The sequence below is a fragment of the Gilliamella sp. W8145 genome, assembly GCF_016101145.1.
Taxonomy (GTDB): domain Bacteria; phylum Pseudomonadota; class Gammaproteobacteria; order Enterobacterales; family Orbaceae; genus Gilliamella; species Gilliamella apis_A.
The window spans coordinates 57,103-74,705 of record NZ_JACFRC010000002.1 but is presented as its reverse complement, the minus strand read 5'-3'; the positions used below and the strand labels follow the sequence as shown (position 1 = coordinate 74,705).

Here is a 17,603-nt window from a genome sequence, read left to right as displayed (position 1 = left end):
TTGCTATTAATTTTAGCAAGAAGTAAGGATAGCCTGAATTATGCGTGATAATGAACCAAAAGTGTTGACCTCTTTGTTGTCACAAGGGGCATTATTATCAAAATTAAAGGAAAGAGCTGTCGCTTTAAGTCAATTGACCAAAGTTATTGATGAATTACTTCCAACGCCATTAAATCAGCAATATCGGGTTGCTAATTATCGTCAAGGTGTGCTTATTCTTGAAGTCAGTTCGGCCAGTTGGTTAACAAGACTGAAGTACGAACAAGGTAACTTATTATCTGGGATACGCCAAAAAATTTTACCATCTTTATCTTCTATCCAATATAAAATTAATCCGACTATAGCAACTAATTATTCGCAATCAGTAATTTTGTCAGCCAAGAATGTTAAAATTAGTAATGTGATTAGTAAGCAAACAGCAATATATTTAAATGCAGTTGCAGAACAAGCACCAGATAAATTGAAAAAACAATTGATTAAACTTGCGAACCATGCAAAATAAACCAAATAATATGTTTAAGTTATATAATTAAAAGCTATAAGGAGTGAAATATGGATAATAACATGATGACTTATATCATCATTGGCCTAGTAATTGGATTTATTTTAGGCATGATTTTCATGAATTTTATTTCGCCAAAAGGGCGTAAATATATCAAAGCTCAACGCGAATTAGAGCAAGCTCAAGAAGAGTTAGCTTCACAGAAACAAATGATGGTTAAGCATTTTTCACATAGTGCTGAGATTTTAGATAATATGGCTAAAGAATTTCGTCGATTATATCAACACATTGCTGAAAGTTCAGGTCAATTTGTAAATAACGAGAATATGCCTATTATTGATTTAGAGTCAAATAATGACATCAGCGTTAAACAAGAATTAACGCTTGAAAAACAGCCCAAAGATTATTCAGATAACCCATCTGGATTATTCAAAAGTGAAGATATTAAACCATGATTAATTTTAAATACTTTTTGATAAGATAATATTAATCAGATTTATATTGTAAATATTAAATCCGTTAAATAAGAGAGTTTTATAATGAGTCATTCTTTATGTAAACCAAAAAATTTATTAAGTATTATTGCCTTAAGTTTAGGTTTAAGTTTAGCTACATTACCGAATGCTTATGCTGCTTTTCCATTTATTCCTACAGATAATAATTCACAACCGCAACAGCCTACATTGGCACCAATGTTAGAAACAGTATTACCTTCGGTTGTAAGTATAAAAGTTGAAGGCACAGCAAAAATGCAAAGTAATATGCCAGAAGAGTTTAGACGCTTTTTTGGTTATCCTGATAGTCAGTCTAGATCATTTTCGGGATTAGGCTCTGGTGTAATTATTGATGCCGAAAAAGGGTATATTGTTACTAATAATCATGTTATTGATAATGCAGATAAAATTACTGTTTCGTTAAATGACGGTCATGAATATCAAGCTAAATTAATCGGTAGGGATCCACAAAGTGATATTGCATTGTTAAAAGTTGATGATGCTAGCAGATTAACTGCAATTAAAATTGCTGATTCAGATAAAACTAGAGTAGGTGATTATGTTGTTGCGATTGGTAATCCATTTGGAATTGGTCAAACAGTAACATCAGGTATTATTTCAGCACTAGCTCGTAGTGGGCTAAACATGAATGGATTTGAGAACTTTATCCAAACTGATGCTTCCATTAACCAAGGTAATTCTGGTGGCGCTTTAGTTAATTTGAATGGTGAACTCGTTGGCATTAACACTGCTATTATTGCGCCAAGTGGTGGTAATGTAGGTATTGGTTTTGCGATACCGAGCAATATGGTTAAAAGTTTAACTTCTCAACTTATTGAATATGGTGAAGTCAAACGAGGGGTTTTAGGTATCAAAGGTAACGAATTAACTTCCGATATCGCGAAAGCTTTTGATCTTGAAGTGCAGAAAGGTGCCTTTGTTAGTGAAGTTATTGCTGATTCAGCAGCCCAAGAAGCTGGTATAAAATCAGGTGATATAATCATCTCAATGGATGGCAAACCCGTTGAGAGCTTTGCTGAGTTACGTGCTAAAATTGCCACAACGGGCGCTGGCCGTACTGTTAAGTTAGGTATTATTCGAGATGGAAAAGAAATTTCTGTTGAGGTGAAATTAAAAAACAGCGATGAATCAACTACTCAAGCAAAATCTCTTCATCCAGCTCTAGATGGTGCAACTTTAGCTAATGGTGAGGTAAAAGGCCAAAAAGGTGTGCTGATTGAAAGTATTGCTAAAAATTCACCTGCATCTCGATTAAGTTTACAAGAAGGTGATTTAATCACTGGTGTAAATAAAGCGAGAGTGAATAGTATTTCTGATTTACGTACAATTATTGATAGCAATCCTTCTGCTATTGCTTTAAATATTGTTAGAGGCGATAGTCGTCTTTATCTCATTTTACGTTAATTATTTAGCTAGATATCGTCGGTGCTTAGCATCGACGAAAACGCCTTTTTAACCCTTCGTTATATATGATAAAATCCTATTAATCATTCTCATCCTACTAGTGACCATTATGCTTAAAAAAATTCTATGGCCAATATTAATTGGTGCTGTTTTAGCGATAGTGTTACTCATTATTTTTCCTTCTTTAAGAAATGGAACGCAATCTGATTTTTCAAGATCTATTTTTAATGATGAACCTATGAGTTATTCAAATGCAGTAAAGATAGCCGCACCAGCCGTGGTAAATATTTATAGTCGCTCAATTAATTCTGTACCTAAACAATCACAAGATAGTCCAATAACACCGTTGGGTTCTGGTGTTATTATGAGTGAGCTTGGTTATATCGTTACCAATTATCATGTTGTTGATGGAGCAGAACAAATTATTGTTGCTTTGCAAGATGGGCGGATTTTTGCTGCATTACCTGTTGGTTCCGATAAATTAGTTGATATTGCTGTATTAAAAATCGAAGCATCTAATCTTCCAAGAATACCGATTAATTCTTCCCGCGATCCGAAAATTGGTGATGTTGTCTTAGCCATAGGCAACCCTTATAACATTGGGCAAACTATTACCCAAGGTATCATTAGTGCTACTGGTCGTGATGGACTCAGTCCATATCGTAGACAAAATTTTATCCAAACTGATGCTTCCATCAATCATGGTAATTCTGGGGGTGCTTTGGTTAACACTAAAGGTGAATTGATGGGTATTAACACTCTGACATTTGCTAAAAACTTAGGTAATGATGTTCCTGAAGGTATTGGTTTTGCCATTCCAACTGCATTAGCTGTTAAAATAATGAATAAATTAATTCAAGATGGCAAAGTGATTCGAGGCTATATTGGCATTGATGGTTTAGAATTTGCACCAACACAAAATACAAGTGATCTGCCGAAAGTGTTAGGTATTTTAGTCACTAATGCTGAAGGGCCTTCTTTGCAGGCTGGTGTACAAGCTAATGATATTTTAATAATGGTTGATAATAAGCCAGTAAAATCGATTGTTGAAACCATGGATCAAATTGCTGAGTTGAAACCGGGAACAATCGTCCCCATAATTGTTTTACGCAATGGTGAAAAGATTCAGTTGCAAATCACTATTGGTCAATTGCCGGTTTAGATTGGCCTTTTATTACTTGATTATCTTTAATATAGGACGTATAATTCGCACCCTTATCATGTTATTTAACACTCGTATGGTGTATAGATTTTGCGATTAAGCCATTTATATAGCGATACGAACAAACTTTAGAGGTTTATTATGAAAGAAGGTATCCATCCAGAATACACTGCAATTACAGCTACTTGTTCTTGTGGTAACAAAATTGAAACTCATTCAACTGTTGGTCATGATATTCATCTTGACGTATGTGGTGAATGTCACCCGTTCTATACAGGTAAACAACGTGATGTAGCAACTGGCGGACGTGTTGATAAATTTAAACAACGTTTTGCAATGGTTGGTGGTAAAAAATAGTTTTACTAATTTTTACGTTGTAAAAAGGCGCTTTAAGCGCCTTTTTTGTATCTATTATTCAATCATTCATCAATTAAATCAGGATCTATACCTAAAGCTCGCATCATTTTCTGTGCTTGTAACGGAATGCCATCATCATGATCTTTCTGTAAATCTTCATCACAAGGCAATGGTTGACCAGTATAAGCATGTAGAAAAGCTTCACATAAAAGTTCACTATTCGTTGCATGACGTAAATTATTGACTTGTCGTCTAGTTCGCTCATCAGTTAATATTTTTAATACTTTTAACGGAATTGAGACTGTAATTTTTTTTACTTGTTCGCTTTTTTTACCATGCTCAGCATAAGGACTAATATAATCGCCGTTCCATTCCATCATTTATTCACCAAATCAATCACATCACAAATAATGTGGATAATTTTAGCGTTTTTTTTGCTTAGCTGCAATCTATACACCAAGATAGTTAGACGTCTAGACATGTTGACGTCTTTTGTTATTGTGTTATTCTTATACAACTAAAATCTAAAAATAAATAAAGTGGTTTGTAGGAAGGTTATTATGGCTCATAAATCTAAAAATCTTAGCCAAGATACTATTGCTGTTCGTGGTGGATTAAATACAGATGATCAATTTGGTAGCGTAGTTCCTGTTATTACGCCTTCAACGTGTTATCGCTATCAATCATTTGCAACACCAAGGAAATTTGATTATGGTCGCAAATCTAATCCAAGTAGACGATTAGTTGAGGAAACGGTAGCGAAATTAGAAGGTGGTGCAGATGCCATTTTAACCAATTGTGGTATGTCAGCTATTCATTTGATTAGTGTTGCGTTACTAAGTCCAAATGATACCGTTGTTGCTCCACATGATTGTTATGGCGGTAGTTATCGATTATTTAACAGCTTGAGTCAAAAAGGTTATTTTAAAACCAAATTTGTAGACCAATCCGATCCTATCGCTTTAAAAGAAGCGCTAAATTTAAAACCTAAATTAGTATTGATTGAATCGCCAAGTAATCCATTATTAAGAGTCGTTGATATTGCTGATATTGCACGTCAGGCGCATGAGGTTGGTGCGTTAGTTTTGGTTGATAATACCTTTATGACACCAATTTTACAAAAACCACTGGAATTAGGGGCTGATATTGTTAGTCATTCTTGTACTAAATTTTTAAATGGCCACTCAGATCTATTAGCCGGAATATTAGTATTTAAAGATCAACAATTAGCTACAGATGTATTGTGGTGGGCAAATAATATCGGAACATCAACTTCATCATTTGATAGTTATTTATTATTGCGTGGTTTAAGAACTCTTACTGCAAGAGTTAGATTACAACAAGAAAATGCAGAAAAAGTCGTCGATTTTTTAGTTAATCATCCTAAAATTGCTAAAGTTTTTCATCCTTCGTTACCAACAAATTTAGGTCATGACATTGCCAAAAAACAACAAAAAGGCTTCGGTTCACTATTGAGTTTTGAATTAGCTTGTGCTGCCCATGATATGCCAAAATTCCTAGATGCGTTGCATATTTTTACCTTAGCGCAATCACTTGGTGGCGTAGAAAGTTTGATATGTCATCCAGCTACAATGACCCATTCAGGAATTAGTGCTGAAGCACGTAAAACAGCGGGTATATCCGATCAATTATTACGTATTTCTGTGGGTCTCGAGGATATCGATGATCTGATTGGTGATTTAGAGCAAGCGTTAGCAAATATTTAACCGTCATCAATTTATCAATAGAGTTGGAAAATAGTTTATTTTTCGACTCTATTAATATAGATAGCTATATATTTAAGCTCGTTTAATTATTTCGATAATCATTGACTTTATTGGCAATGGCACTGAGGATTTCTTTAATGGAATGCCTTTTACTACGACCGCAAATTTTAGCATTATCATGGCAAACTAAACATTGTCGAGAATGATGCTCGAATTTAGACCGAGAAATACTTTTTTGTATAATAGGGTCAATGACATCAATATCCCATAATCGTCCTAAAAAATGCCTCTCCTCAATTTTTATACACAGTTGTTTAAGCATATCAACGTTATAATCAATTGATAATAATGCTTCATCACCAGTTATGCTTTCATAAAATTTTTCATGGATAATAGAAATATTATGTTGGTTTAACATCTGATGGATAGCTTGTACAGCTTCATTAAATAAGAATACAGTGCCACTACTTTTCTTGATTGGTCCAGGTATTACTAAACTTAATGATATTAGCGGATAAGGGTATTGCTCAAAAACTTGTTGCTGATTGTTTACACGGTTTTCTTTGGCTATTAACATTTGCTCAAGCGTTATGTTAATACCATCGTCGAATCTTAATGTTGGATTATTCATAATGATGTTGAGTAATAGCATAACTAAGAATTTTGTTATGCTATTACTATTACAAAGTTAATTAGTCTTTGACTTGACGAACAACATCAATAATTGAGCCATCACGGAAGTGAACAATCCCAACAATTTTATCGTTAAATTCAATTGGTTTTGGTTCACCTGTTAATGCAATAGCACGTTGATAAAGTTCTTCAATAGTCATTACGGGTAAATTAGCCGCTTTTAATCGTTCTGCGATTTCAGGACGAGCAGGATTTACCGCTATACCATGGTCAGTGACTAACACATCTACACTTTCTCCTGGTGTGACAATTGTCGTTACTTTTCTTATTACCGTTGGAATTCGGCTACGAATTAGTGGCGCAACGATAATAGTTAGATTTGCTCCAGCGGCTGTATCACAGTGACCACCGGATGCACCACGCATAACACCATCAGATCCTGTTAGTACATTAACGTTGAAATCTAAATCTACTTCGAGTGCGCTAAGAATGACAATATCTAATTCATCAACACTTGCTCCTTTTGAGGCAGGATTAGCGTAAACGTTGGTTGAAACTTCAATATGATCTTTATTCTTACCTAAAGATTGTCCTGCAGCTCCATCAAAACTTTGTGTATCAAGTAAACGTTTTACTAAGCCTTTTTCATGAAGATCGACGATACTGGCTGTGATACCACCTAGAGCAAATGATGCTGTGATATTTTTCGCTCGCATCCGATTTTCTAGAAAGCGTGTCGCTGCAGTTGATGATGCGCCAGAACCAGTCTGAATTGAGAATCCATCTTTAAAATAACCTGAATTTTCGATAACATCAGCGGCATAGCGTGCAATCATTAATTCTCTAGGGTTACTGGTAATACGTGCTGCACCAACGCTAATTTTAGTTGGATCACCAACTTCGTCAACTTTAACAATATAGTCAACTTGATCTTGGCGGATACTTGCTGGATGGTTAGGATAACCAACAATATCTTCAGTAAGTAAAACCACTTTCTTAGCAAATTGAGCATCAACCATAGCATAACCAAGGGCGCCACATTGTGATTTACCTGATACGCCATTAGCATTACCTTGTTCGTCAGCAGTTGATACAGCTAAGAATGCGATATCAATATTAATTTCTCCGCTTTGGATTAATTTGACTCGACCACCGTGAGAATGGATATGTACCGGATTTTCCATCAGGCCGTGTGAAATCGCATCAGCTAATTTTCCTCGTAATCCTGAGGTATAGATTTTAGTAATTACACCAGACTCAATGTGAGGAATCAATGCTGCGTTACAGCTTAATAATGAGCTTGAAGCTAATGTAAGGTTCTTAATACCTAATTTACTAATGGTTTCAACAACTTTGTTGATAACTTTATCGCCTTCACGAAATGCGTGGTGAAAAGAGATAGTCATTCCATCACGAAGTTCACACTTTTCTATTGCTTGCTCAATTGACTCACACAATTTACGGGTATATTTAGACTCATCTTTTAGATAAGGTGTGGTTGCATTAGCATCAATAAATGGTGTGATATTTTTAAGATCAGGATGCTGTTTTAATAAATCAGCAATTTTTTGGTTTATAGAAGTTGTCATGTTTCAATCCTATCAAATTTCTTTACGTACACCGGAGTATTTAGCTAGTTCAATGATTTTTTGCGCACGAGCAATAATTGGTGCATCAATCATTTTGCCATTTAAAGAAACAACTCCAAGCCCTTTTCTTTCACCTTCTTCAGCGGCTTCAACGACTTTTTTAGCATTTTCTACTTCACTAGCAGTAGGTGCATAAGCATTATGTAATAGCTCAATTTGTCGTGGATTAATCAATGATTTACCGTTGTATCCTAATTTTTTAATTAGGCTGACTTCTTTTAAAAAGCCTTCATCATCATTAACATTTGAATAAACAACATCAAAAGCATCAATACCGGCTACACGAGCAGCATGTAAAACAGCACAGCGTGCATAAAATAGTTCAGTACCATCCCCGCGTTCTGTTTGCATATCTACTAGATAATCAAATGCTGCAAGAGCGATACCAATTAAACGTGGCGATGATTTGGCAATGGATACTGCATTAACTACTGCTTGAGCTGATTCAATAGCAGCCATTAATTTAGTGCTACCCACTTCTCGGCCACACTCTTTTTCAATTCGTTCAACATGCGCTTCAAGTTCATGAATATCTTCAGCACTATTGGTCATTGGTAAGCGAACAACATCAACACCAGCTCGCACAACGGCTTCTAAGTCTTTAAGACCAAATGGTGTATTTAATGCATTAATTCTAACTACAGTTTCAATGCCATGTTCTTTATAAACAGGTAATTTTAATGTTTGCGCGACGAGTAGACGTGCTGAATCTTTTTCTTTGATAGACACAGCATCTTCAAGATCAAACATAATTGAGTCTGGTTTATAGACAAAAGATGTAGATAACATTGCTGCATTTGCACCTGGAAGAAACAGCATACTGCGACGTAATTTTTTCATAGTAATTTACTCCAATCTAATTCAGTTTCTTCTGCACCGCGTAACACAGCACATTGTACCCGTGCTTTTATTGCACAATCTAAAGCACCTTTATCGTCAATAATGATTAAACCATCAGTTAAGTTAAGTTCATTTAATGTGTTATTAACCACAGCGCGAATTTGATCGCCAAATTGTTTATTTACATCACTATTAATAACAATTTCGATGCCAGTATTTGGCACGACTTTAACTAACAAATCGCTGGATTCGAGAGTTCCTGCCATGGCTTCTTTTTGTATTTTCATGTTTTTACCTTTTGAAAAGAATTAAATATTTAATTTATCCAAATTAGCTGAAATATAATTCCAAGTTGTTGAAGGAACTAATTTCTTAACCTGTTCATAATTTTTTAATGCCAGTGAATTTCGCACTAATGATGCTGATATAATGTTTGATTCCTCGATTTTTCGAGCAACCTCAATGACAGTAATCTTGGATGACAAACTAACTTTGTCATCTTCTAACCAATATTTCATTGCTTGGTTATAAGCATTAGTTACTTCACTATGTGGCTCAGTACCAACAAAACGGTGAGTTATATTTAATGCTGGAGCAATGTAGTTACGGAAGATTAACAGATCGATTCCCATATAAGCATAGTCAATTTTGCTTTTATCTTTTAAAAAATAAGTAGGGAAGGTTGCTTTAGAAATAATGTATGTCGAACTGGCATGAACCGTAACATTTTTAATATCTTTTGTGCCATCTTTTACTAACTGTAAACGTACCTGAAACGGAAACATTGATACATCTTCATTAACCACAAATACATGTACCCAATCACATTGATTGGCTGCAAATTCAATAAGATATTGATGACCTTTAGTAAAAGGATTGGCATTCATCACTATACTGCCAATTTTGTTACCAGCCTTTTGGTATTGCGATAATTGTTTACAATATTGTTTAATCCCAACCGGTGTGTTTTCCATCAATACGACTAAATCAGAAATTTCAACAATAGGATAAAAACCGCATGCTTTAAAAAAAGCGGTATTTTCAGGTTTAGTATATAAAAATAGATGAAAATAGCCGTTGTCATTGGCATATTTCATCGTATAGTCGATTAAAGTTAGATTTAGTTGGTTGCCGCGATAATCAGGATCAATGGCTACACACTTGATAATATTGTGATCAAGACCGGCACAAGCTATACAATTATTATTCAGTTTTGCAACAATGAAAGTTGTGACTTGTGGATCTAAATCGAGGTCAGATTGCAATAGTAATTGCTTAATTGCTTGATAATCTTGTTCAGATTTAGATATATCAACAACACTGTAATCAACTAAATCGTACATATAACTACCTTTTTTCTTCAACGATAAAGTTAGTTAGACGACCAATATTGGTAATTTCAACTTCAATGGTATCACCATCGTGCATAAATATTGGTGGATTTCGTTTTTTTCCAACCCCGCCTGGTGATCCAGTAAGAATAACGTCACCCGGTGATAATTTAGTAAATGTACTAATATACGAGATTAAATCAGGTACAGTATGTACTAAATTCTTGATGCTATCATGTTGCATCTCTTTTCCATTAAGATAAGTTGCTATTGATAGCGCTTTAGGATCGGGTATTTCATCTGTAGTTGTTAAACATGGTCCAAAAGCCCCGGTATTTGGCCAATTTTTACCAGCTGTGTACCAAGTATATTGCCAGTCACGAATCGAACCATCCATATAACAGCTATAGCCTGCGATATAAGATAAGGCTTCTTCTGATTTTATGCGGAAGGCCTCTTTACCAATAATAATGGCTAATTCGCCTTCATAATCCAGTTCATCGCTGATAGTTGGTTTAATGATATTTGTCTTATGTCCTGTTTGAGAATCAGGAAAACGAACAAATAAAGTTGGGGCAGAACTAGTTTCATTAAATTCTGCTCGTTTTTCCGCATAATTCATTCCTACACACAAAATTTTGTTTGGATTTGGAATTACCGGTAAATAAGTTATTGCTTGTTCATCGATATCACTAGGTGAGTCTAAAAAGTTTTTTGCGTTAACTAATCCATCTTTATCAGAAAGAAGAGATTTTAGATCTTGATATTTATTGCCTAGTTTTTGGCCTAAATCTACGATGCCATGATCAGTATATAAACCAAAACTTGGTCGACCAGAAACAAGGTAACTGACAAGCTTCATGAATACTCCTTAAAAGCTGTTTATTGAAACTACATAAGAAAATAGAACAACCCTAGTAATAACTAAGGTTGCTCTTGAAAAAAACTATACTAAAAAATTGCCTAGAATGAGTAAGGATACTGATACGTTAATTGCACCACCAATACGAGTAGCAATTTGGGCAAATGGCATCAACTCCATACGTTCTGCTGCTGTCAGGATTGCAACGTCACCAGTTCCACCTTGACCACTTTGACAGCAAGAGATAACTGCCGCATCAACTGGATACATACCTAGTTTTTTAGCAACAAAGAAACCAGTTGTGACTAAACTCACTACTGTACAAACAATAACTATTAGGTTGATAACGGTGAAAGCTGCAACGATTTTATCCCACGGTGTGATTGCCACGCCCACAGCGAATAAAATAGGATAGGTTACAGATGTTTGGAAGAACTTGTAAACTACTTGCGAACCACTTAGTACTTTTGGTGAAACACCTGATACTAGTTTAACAAATACTGCGGCAAATAGCATCCCTACAGGTGCTGGAATACCGGTTACTTTGTGGCCAATCATACCGACCATATAAAGGATAGCGGCTAACAATACACCAGATGCAAAAGTTGTCACATCAATAACTGATTCTGTTTTAGCCGTTTTATTGATAATTTGGTCATCTTCTGATGCTGGTAACAAGCGACCATTACCAGTTAAATGAGGATAAGCTTTACCAATACGGTTAAGGATACCACCACAAATAATACCGGTTAAACCACCTAACATAACAATTGGTAATACTCGACCTAGTGCTTCACCTTGTTCCATACCTAAAATAGATGCATATCCGATTGATAATGGAATTGCGCCTTCACCAACACCACCAGCCATGATCGGTAATACTAAGAAGAAGAATGTTTCAAATGGTGATAAGCCTAATAAATAACCCACACCAACACCAACTAGCATACCAACAATTTCACCACATACCATTGGTCCGAAGATTTTTAAGAAACCTTGAATAAGCGTTTTCTTATCCATGTTCATAATACTACCAACGATGATACAGCAGATATAAAGATATAAAATGTGAGTATCTTTATAGAATTTGGTTGTTGCTTGTACCACCGGAGTAGGCAGAATGCCATAATAGACTAGAGCTGATGGAATAAAGGTTGCACAAATTGCTGCTGCCCCCATTTTTCCAACAATTGGTAAACGTTTACCTATTTCACCACAAAGAAAACCAAAGAAAGCACATGTGACTACCATAACAACTATTTCACTTGGTAATTTACCTGTTACTAATACTTCAGCAAAGATAAGAATACCAGCGATAATAAATAATGGTAAAGGAATTACACCGATTTTATAATCATCCATAAGTTTCCACCATCCGTATGGCCAAAACTTTTTCGTTTGATCTTCGTGTTTTATCTCATGTTTTTCATTGTTGTTGTGCGTTTTTTCAACTGAATTGAAATCCACCATATTTTTTTTATCTCCAAAATAAATTTGCTTTGTTTTAATGGCGCATATGGTGACAAAATATTAATATCAATTTTGTGATATAAATCATAAATTAAGTGTGGTTTTTATGGTTTTAAAGGCTCTAAGTTTTTTTATGCTGTGTTACACTCCTCAGCAGATACAGCAATTATTTATTAAGTATAAAAATGCGAAAACGAATACATCTGTCATTTACGACAAAATTATTTTTATCTCTTTTAATCTTTTCATTGGTGGTTTTAGCATTGCTGCAAAGCTACATATGGAATGTGACAGAAAATGCCTTATATCGTAGTTTAGGCGAAAAAGCTCAAATTCAGGCGAAAGAGTTAGCTGTGATTCCTAGCTTAATAAAATATGTAGAAGATAAAGATACTGAACAAATCGCTAAACTTGTTTCAGATATTTTTGAACAAAGTGATGCGAGTTATATTGTTATAGGTGATGCTAAAGCTTATCGGTTATTTCATACGGCTAATAATTCAATATATTTACCCATGGTTGGTGATGACAATCAGGAGGTGTTAAGTGGTATTAGTAGCACCACAATAAGTCAAGGATCTTTAGGTTTAGCCCTAAGAGGTAAAGCGCCGATTATTAGCAATGGAAAAGTAATTGGTATTGTTTCGGTTGGTTATATGGTAGATGATATTTATGCGTCACATATAAAACAATTTATTCCATTCATTATTTTTTGTTCATTTTTATTCTTTGCGCTGTTTATATTTTCTTTATGCTTTGCTAGAGCTATCAAAAAACAGATGTTTAATTTAGAACCTCAAGCAATTGCACTATTGGTAAAGAGTCAGAAATCAATCATGGAATCAATATTTGAAGGTATTATTGCCATTGATCTTGATTATAAGATTATCAATATCAACCAATCAGCAAGGCGTATGTTAAATATTGATATCGATGATAATAGTCTGCTTAATCATGATTTATCTAATTTTATTAAATCAACGGATTTTCTTTATGGTAGTACCAATCAGACTAAAGATGTTCATGACCATATTTGCTATTTCAATAACATTATCGTTATTGCTAATCGTATTCGCGTAATTGTTGATGATGAAATTCAAGGATGGGTGATCACCTTCCGAAATTATGATGATATTAATTTATTAAGTATGCAATTAACTCAAGTTACGCAGTATGTGGATAATTTGCGCGCCTTAAGACATGAACACCTTAACTGGATGGCAACGTTATCAGGTTTAATTTATATGAAACGATATGAAGAAGCGGAATCATTTATTGCGCTACATTCTGCTGATAATCAACAAAATCTAGATTTCATTACCAGCCATTTTCAGGTTCCGGCTATTTGTGGTTTATTAATTGGTAAATATTCTAAGTCGCATGAAATTGGCTTAAAATTGTTTTTTGATCCCGCCTGCTATTTAGAAGCATTGCCTTCCAAGATAACTGAAGCCGAATTTATGTCGATATTAGGTAATTTATTGGACAATGCCTTTAATGCGTGTTTAAAAAATAATCAAGGTGATAAATCTATCCATCTATTTTTAAGTGATAGAACCGATGAAATTGTTTTAGAAGTCAGTGATCAGGGTTGTGGTATAGACGATAAAATCCGCAATTCAATTTTCCAACCGGGGGTAACCTCACAAAATTCGAACGAACATGGTATAGGTTTACATTTAGTTTCTACATATGTGAAAAAAGCTAACGGATATATCACATTTGAAGATAATGAACCTTATGGAACGATTTTTTCTGTTTTTATACCAAAGTAGTTAACAGAGGTGAATAAAGTATGTATGAAATAAAAGAAGATACAATTAAAGTTCTTATTGTTGAAGATGAGCCCATTTTAGCTGAATTAAATGCCGAATTTATTCAACGAGACACCAAAGTAGAAGTTATTGGAATCGCTGCAACTTTGGAAGAAGCGAAAGTGATGGTTGAAAAATTAAAACCAACATTAATTTTATTAGATAATTACCTACCTGATGGAAAAGGAATTGAATTATTTGAATATATTATTAATAATAATTTAGATTGTTATGTTATTTTTATTACTGCTGCGAGTGATATGGATACCTGTAGTAAAGCGATACGTTTTGGCGCTTTTGATTATTTAATCAAACCGGTATCTTATCAGCGCTTAAAACATTCACTTGAACGTTTTGAACTGTTTTTATATCGTCAAAGTTTGCAAAAACATGTGAATCAAAGACGTATTGATGAACTTTTTAATCTACAAACTAAAGACTTTGTTGATATTAATCGCCACTCCAAAGGTATTGAAGAAATTACCTTACAAAAAGTTAAAGATCTATTTATGCAAACAAATGAACCGCAAACAGTAGATCAAATTGTCGAAAAAGCCAATATTAGTAAAACCACCGCTAGACGATATTTAGAATATTGTGTGCAAACTAAATTATTAACGGTTGAGCTTAACCATGGCAAAATAGGTCGTCCTGAAAGGCTTTATAAAAGATTAGGAAAGTAATTTTTTTCGCAAAGTTGGTTATTAATCCTACGTTATATAATTTATGATTATATAAATATGCTTATTGATTATTTTATTGCCTAAATATTTGATGCTAGATTGAATTAATCCAATTGTTGGATGATTTAAATTGCAGTATCAAAGAATAGGAGTAAGCGTATGTCTATAGGAAAAGTAGTAACGACTGAAAATAATGAAATCAGTAAAGATGGTGCTTTTGTCCGTCAAACTAACCGATTTGACACTCCCTTTGGTAATGAACCTGGCTTGTTACCTGTTGAAGCAGGTCGTTATCGACTGATTTGGGCTGCAATTTGCCCTTGGGCTCATCGCCAAATGATAGCCATCAAGTTATTGGGTTTAGAAGATGTTATTAGTGTAGGTAAGGTTTCTCCTATAAGAACGCCACATGGTTGGGAGTTTTCACTTGATCCCAATGGCGTAGATCCGGTGTTAGGGATTCGTTATTTACCGGAAATTTATGCTAAAACCGATCCAGAATATAATGGGCGAGCAACAGTACCTACTGTAGTTGACGTAAAAACAGGCAAAGTTGTTAACAATGATTATTTTAGATTAACTAATTATTGGGAAACTGTTTTTAAGCCGTTTCATAAAGCTGGTGCACCAGATCTCTATCCAGAACATTTACGTACTGAAATTGATGAATTGAATGATGTGATATTTCATGAAGTTAACAATGGCGTTTATAAAGCAGGCTTTGCTCGATCACAACCAGCTTATGAGCATGCTTACCATCTCGTTTTTAATCAGTTAGATAAATTGGAACAACGATTAAGCAAATCTCGTTATCTTTTTGGTGATAACATCACTGATTCAGATATTCGTTTATATGTCACTTTGGCTAGGTTTGACGTTGCCTATTACGCTGCATTCAACACTAATCGAAATAGAATTATCGATTATCCTAATTTGTGGGGTTATGCCCGAGATCTCTATCAAATTCCCGCTTTTGGCAATACGACTGATTTTGAGGCGATTAAAAAAGGTTATTTTTTGAGTAATAACGCCCATAATCCTTATGATATTTTGCCGTTAGGGCCTGATGTTAGTAATTGGAAAACACCACATAATCGAGATAAACAATTTAGTTAATTAATTTTAATATTGGGATAATGCAGATGCCAAATATTATTGATTTTGGATTGATTTTCACCCAAATACCGACGTTACTGGCTTATTTGCCAGTAACACTCTTTATCACCATCTTTTCGATGTTACTTGGCGTAATATTAGGTCTAGTTATTGCAATAATTAAAATGAATAAAATACCGGTATTAACGCAAATAGCAGCGGTATTTGTTTCATTTATAAGAGGAACCCCATTATTGGTACAACTTTATTTAAGTTTTTATGGCCTACCAATTTTATTACGTTATGTTAATTACTTTTTTGATACAGATTTTAATATTAATGGGCTTCCGGCAATATTGTTTGTATTGATAGCCTTTTCTTTTAATGAAGCAGCTTATAACTCTGAAACAATTCGTGCCGCATTACAATCTGTAAATAAGGGGCAAATCGAAGCTGCACAATCGTTAGGTATGACATATAGTCAAGTTTTACGTCGTATTGTTATTCCTGAAGCATTTATAGTTGCACTGCCTAACTTAGGTAATACTTTAATCGGATTACTAAAAGGAACTTCACTGGCATTTGTTTGTTCGGTAACTGAAATGACTGGTAGAGGTAAAACTTTAGCTGGTCATAGCTATCGTTATTTTGAAGTTTATATTTCACTGGCTCTAATTTATTGGGCATTAACCATATTAATTGAATTATTAGTCAAATATTTAGAGAACCGATTAACGATTAGTGAAGATAAAAATACTCCAAGTTACCGAAGAGGGAAATGGCTATGATTCATGTTAATAATCTCACTTTATCTTTTCATGGTAATTGCATTTTAAATCAAATTAATTTTGCTATTAAACCACATGAAATCGTTGCAATTATTGGCGCATCGGGAGCAGGAAAATCGACCCTTTTACGTTGTTTAAATTTATTGGAAAAACCTCAAGCTGGTAATATCACTATTGATAACATGTCGTTTGATGTCAGTAAATCTAAACGAGATCAAATTGTTAAATTTCGTCAACAAACAGCGATGGTTTTTCAACAGTTTAATCTTTTTCCACAAAAGAATGCTTTAGAAAATGTTATGGAAGGGTTACTGATTGTAAAAAAATACTCTCGAGAGAAAGCTGAAAAAATTGCTTACGACAAACTCGTTGAAGTTGGTCTTGCTGATAGAGTAAACCACTATCCAAAACAACTATCAGGTGGTCAACAACAAAGGGTTGCTATTGCGAGAGCGTTAGCCATGAATCCTAAGGTTTTATTACTTGATGAACCTACCTCTGCATTAGATCCTGAGTTAGTCGGCGAAGTATTGGCAACGATAAAAATGGCGGCAAAATCGGGTATTACGATGATATTAGTTTCTCATGAAATGAGTTTTGTGCATGATATAGCCAGCCGAGTTTTGTTCTTAGATAAAGGGCAAATTATTGAAGATGGATCGCCTAAACAAGTTTTTTTAAATCCTGTTCATCAAAGAACAAAAGATTTTTTATCTAGATATTATTCAGCAATGCAAATGGATTATGAGATTTAATCAGTAAATGAGGTAC

General features: G+C 34.4%; 18 protein-coding genes and 1 pseudogene. 11 read left to right on the top strand and 8 right to left on the bottom strand.

Translation table 11 applies throughout. The features are described 5' to 3' along the window. Positions 1 to 40: 40 nt before the first annotated feature. The 5 genes from H3T80_RS07860 to rpmE all read left to right on the top strand — a co-directional run bounded on the left by H3T80_RS07860 (position 41) and on the right by rpmE (position 3,940). Positions 41 to 502 carry a DUF721 domain-containing protein gene (locus H3T80_RS07860; protein ID WP_110448448.1) on the top strand — a complete coding sequence of 154 codons (462 nt, stop codon included), beginning with the start codon at positions 41 to 43 and terminating at the stop codon, positions 500 to 502. A 50-nt stretch (positions 503 to 552) separates the two neighbouring features. Next, on the top strand, positions 553 to 957 hold the full coding sequence (locus tag H3T80_RS07855; RefSeq protein ID WP_110448447.1) for a YhcB family protein: 405 nt from the start codon (positions 553 to 555) through the stop codon (positions 955 to 957). An 84-nt stretch (positions 958 to 1,041) separates the two neighbouring features. Continuing rightward, positions 1,042 to 2,421 carry a Do family serine endopeptidase gene (locus H3T80_RS07850; RefSeq protein ID WP_198201272.1) on the top strand — a complete coding sequence of 460 codons (1,380 nt, stop codon included), beginning with the start codon at positions 1,042 to 1,044 and terminating at the stop codon, positions 2,419 to 2,421. A 109-nt stretch (positions 2,422 to 2,530) separates the two neighbouring features. Further along, a complete protein-coding gene (gene degS, locus H3T80_RS07845) occupies positions 2,531 to 3,583 on the top strand; it encodes an outer membrane-stress sensor serine endopeptidase DegS (protein WP_110448445.1) in 1,053 nt (350 codons plus the stop codon). Positions 3,584 to 3,724: 141 nt separating this feature from the next. Continuing rightward, entirely contained in the window at positions 3,725 to 3,940 is a 216-nt protein-coding gene (gene rpmE / locus H3T80_RS07840; protein WP_110448444.1) for a 50S ribosomal protein L31, read from the top strand. 62 nt (positions 3,941 to 4,002) lie between these two features. Here the strand turns inward: rpmE and metJ are convergent, their stop codons facing one another. Next, complete coding sequence (gene metJ / locus H3T80_RS07835) at positions 4,003 to 4,320, bottom strand: met regulon transcriptional regulator MetJ (protein ID WP_034904598.1); 318 nt, start codon at positions 4,318 to 4,320, stop codon at positions 4,003 to 4,005. Positions 4,321 to 4,500: 180 nt separating this feature from the next. Here metJ and metB point away from each other — a divergent pair, with 180 nt between their 5' ends. Continuing rightward, positions 4,501 to 5,667, top strand: a complete 1,167-nt coding sequence (metB, locus tag H3T80_RS07830; RefSeq protein WP_198201270.1) for a cystathionine gamma-synthase — start codon at positions 4,501 to 4,503, stop codon at positions 5,665 to 5,667. Positions 5,668 to 5,749: 82 nt separating this feature from the next. Here the strand turns inward: metB and citX are convergent, their stop codons facing one another. The 7 genes and pseudogenes from citX to H3T80_RS07795 all read right to left on the bottom strand — a co-directional run. Further along, entirely contained in the window at positions 5,750 to 6,319 is a 570-nt protein-coding gene (citX, locus tag H3T80_RS07825) for a citrate lyase holo-[acyl-carrier protein] synthase (RefSeq protein WP_198201268.1), read from the bottom strand. Between the two features lie 40 nt (positions 6,320 to 6,359). Then, positions 6,360 to 7,889: a citrate lyase subunit alpha gene (citF, locus tag H3T80_RS07820; protein WP_081298768.1), complete on the bottom strand. Its 1,530-nt coding sequence runs from the start codon at positions 7,887 to 7,889 to the stop codon at positions 6,360 to 6,362. A 12-nt stretch (positions 7,890 to 7,901) separates the two neighbouring features. Continuing rightward, positions 7,902 to 8,789 carry a citrate (pro-3S)-lyase subunit beta gene (gene citE / locus H3T80_RS07815; RefSeq protein ID WP_065577565.1) on the bottom strand — a complete coding sequence of 296 codons (888 nt, stop codon included), beginning with the start codon at positions 8,787 to 8,789 and terminating at the stop codon, positions 7,902 to 7,904. After that, entirely contained in the window at positions 8,786 to 9,076 is a 291-nt protein-coding gene (gene citD / locus H3T80_RS07810) for a citrate lyase acyl carrier protein (protein ID WP_198201266.1), read from the bottom strand. Before citD ends, citE begins: the two co-directional genes overlap by 4 nt. Positions 9,077 to 9,097: 21 nt before the next feature. After that, positions 9,098 to 10,132 (bottom strand): [citrate (pro-3S)-lyase] ligase, encoded by a 1,035-nt coding sequence (gene citC / locus H3T80_RS07805; RefSeq protein WP_198201264.1) that lies wholly within the window; start codon positions 10,130 to 10,132, stop codon positions 9,098 to 9,100. A 4-nt stretch (positions 10,133 to 10,136) separates the two neighbouring features. Next, positions 10,137 to 10,982 carry a fumarylacetoacetate hydrolase family protein gene (locus H3T80_RS07800; protein WP_198201262.1) on the bottom strand — a complete coding sequence of 282 codons (846 nt, stop codon included), beginning with the start codon at positions 10,980 to 10,982 and terminating at the stop codon, positions 10,137 to 10,139. A gap of 84 nt (positions 10,983 to 11,066) precedes the next feature. Continuing rightward, a pseudogene (locus tag H3T80_RS07795) lies at positions 11,067 to 12,356 on the bottom strand (2-hydroxycarboxylate transporter family protein); the annotation flags it as partial. 281 nt (positions 12,357 to 12,637) lie between these two features. Here H3T80_RS07795 and H3T80_RS07790 point away from each other — a divergent pair. The 5 genes from H3T80_RS07790 (at position 12,638) to H3T80_RS07770 (ending at position 17,587) form a co-directional block, all read left to right on the top strand. Further along, positions 12,638 to 14,227: a sensor histidine kinase gene (locus tag H3T80_RS07790; RefSeq protein ID WP_110448437.1), complete on the top strand. Its 1,590-nt coding sequence runs from the start codon at positions 12,638 to 12,640 to the stop codon at positions 14,225 to 14,227. Between the two features lie 20 nt (positions 14,228 to 14,247). Then, a complete protein-coding gene (locus H3T80_RS07785; protein WP_173795327.1) occupies positions 14,248 to 14,949 on the top strand; it encodes a response regulator in 702 nt (233 codons plus the stop codon). A gap of 159 nt (positions 14,950 to 15,108) precedes the next feature. Next, positions 15,109 to 16,065 (top strand): glutathione S-transferase family protein, encoded by a 957-nt coding sequence (locus tag H3T80_RS07780; protein ID WP_198201261.1) that lies wholly within the window; start codon positions 15,109 to 15,111, stop codon positions 16,063 to 16,065. A gap of 26 nt (positions 16,066 to 16,091) precedes the next feature. After that, complete coding sequence (locus H3T80_RS07775) at positions 16,092 to 16,832, top strand: amino acid ABC transporter permease (RefSeq protein ID WP_065613951.1); 741 nt, start codon at positions 16,092 to 16,094, stop codon at positions 16,830 to 16,832. After that, the gene (locus H3T80_RS07770) at positions 16,829 to 17,587 is read left to right on the top strand and encodes an amino acid ABC transporter ATP-binding protein (RefSeq protein WP_198201259.1); all 759 of its coding nucleotides are present in this window, start codon (positions 16,829 to 16,831) and stop codon (positions 17,585 to 17,587) included. Before H3T80_RS07775 ends, H3T80_RS07770 begins: the two co-directional genes overlap by 4 nt. Positions 17,588 to 17,603: the final 16 nt, after the last annotated feature.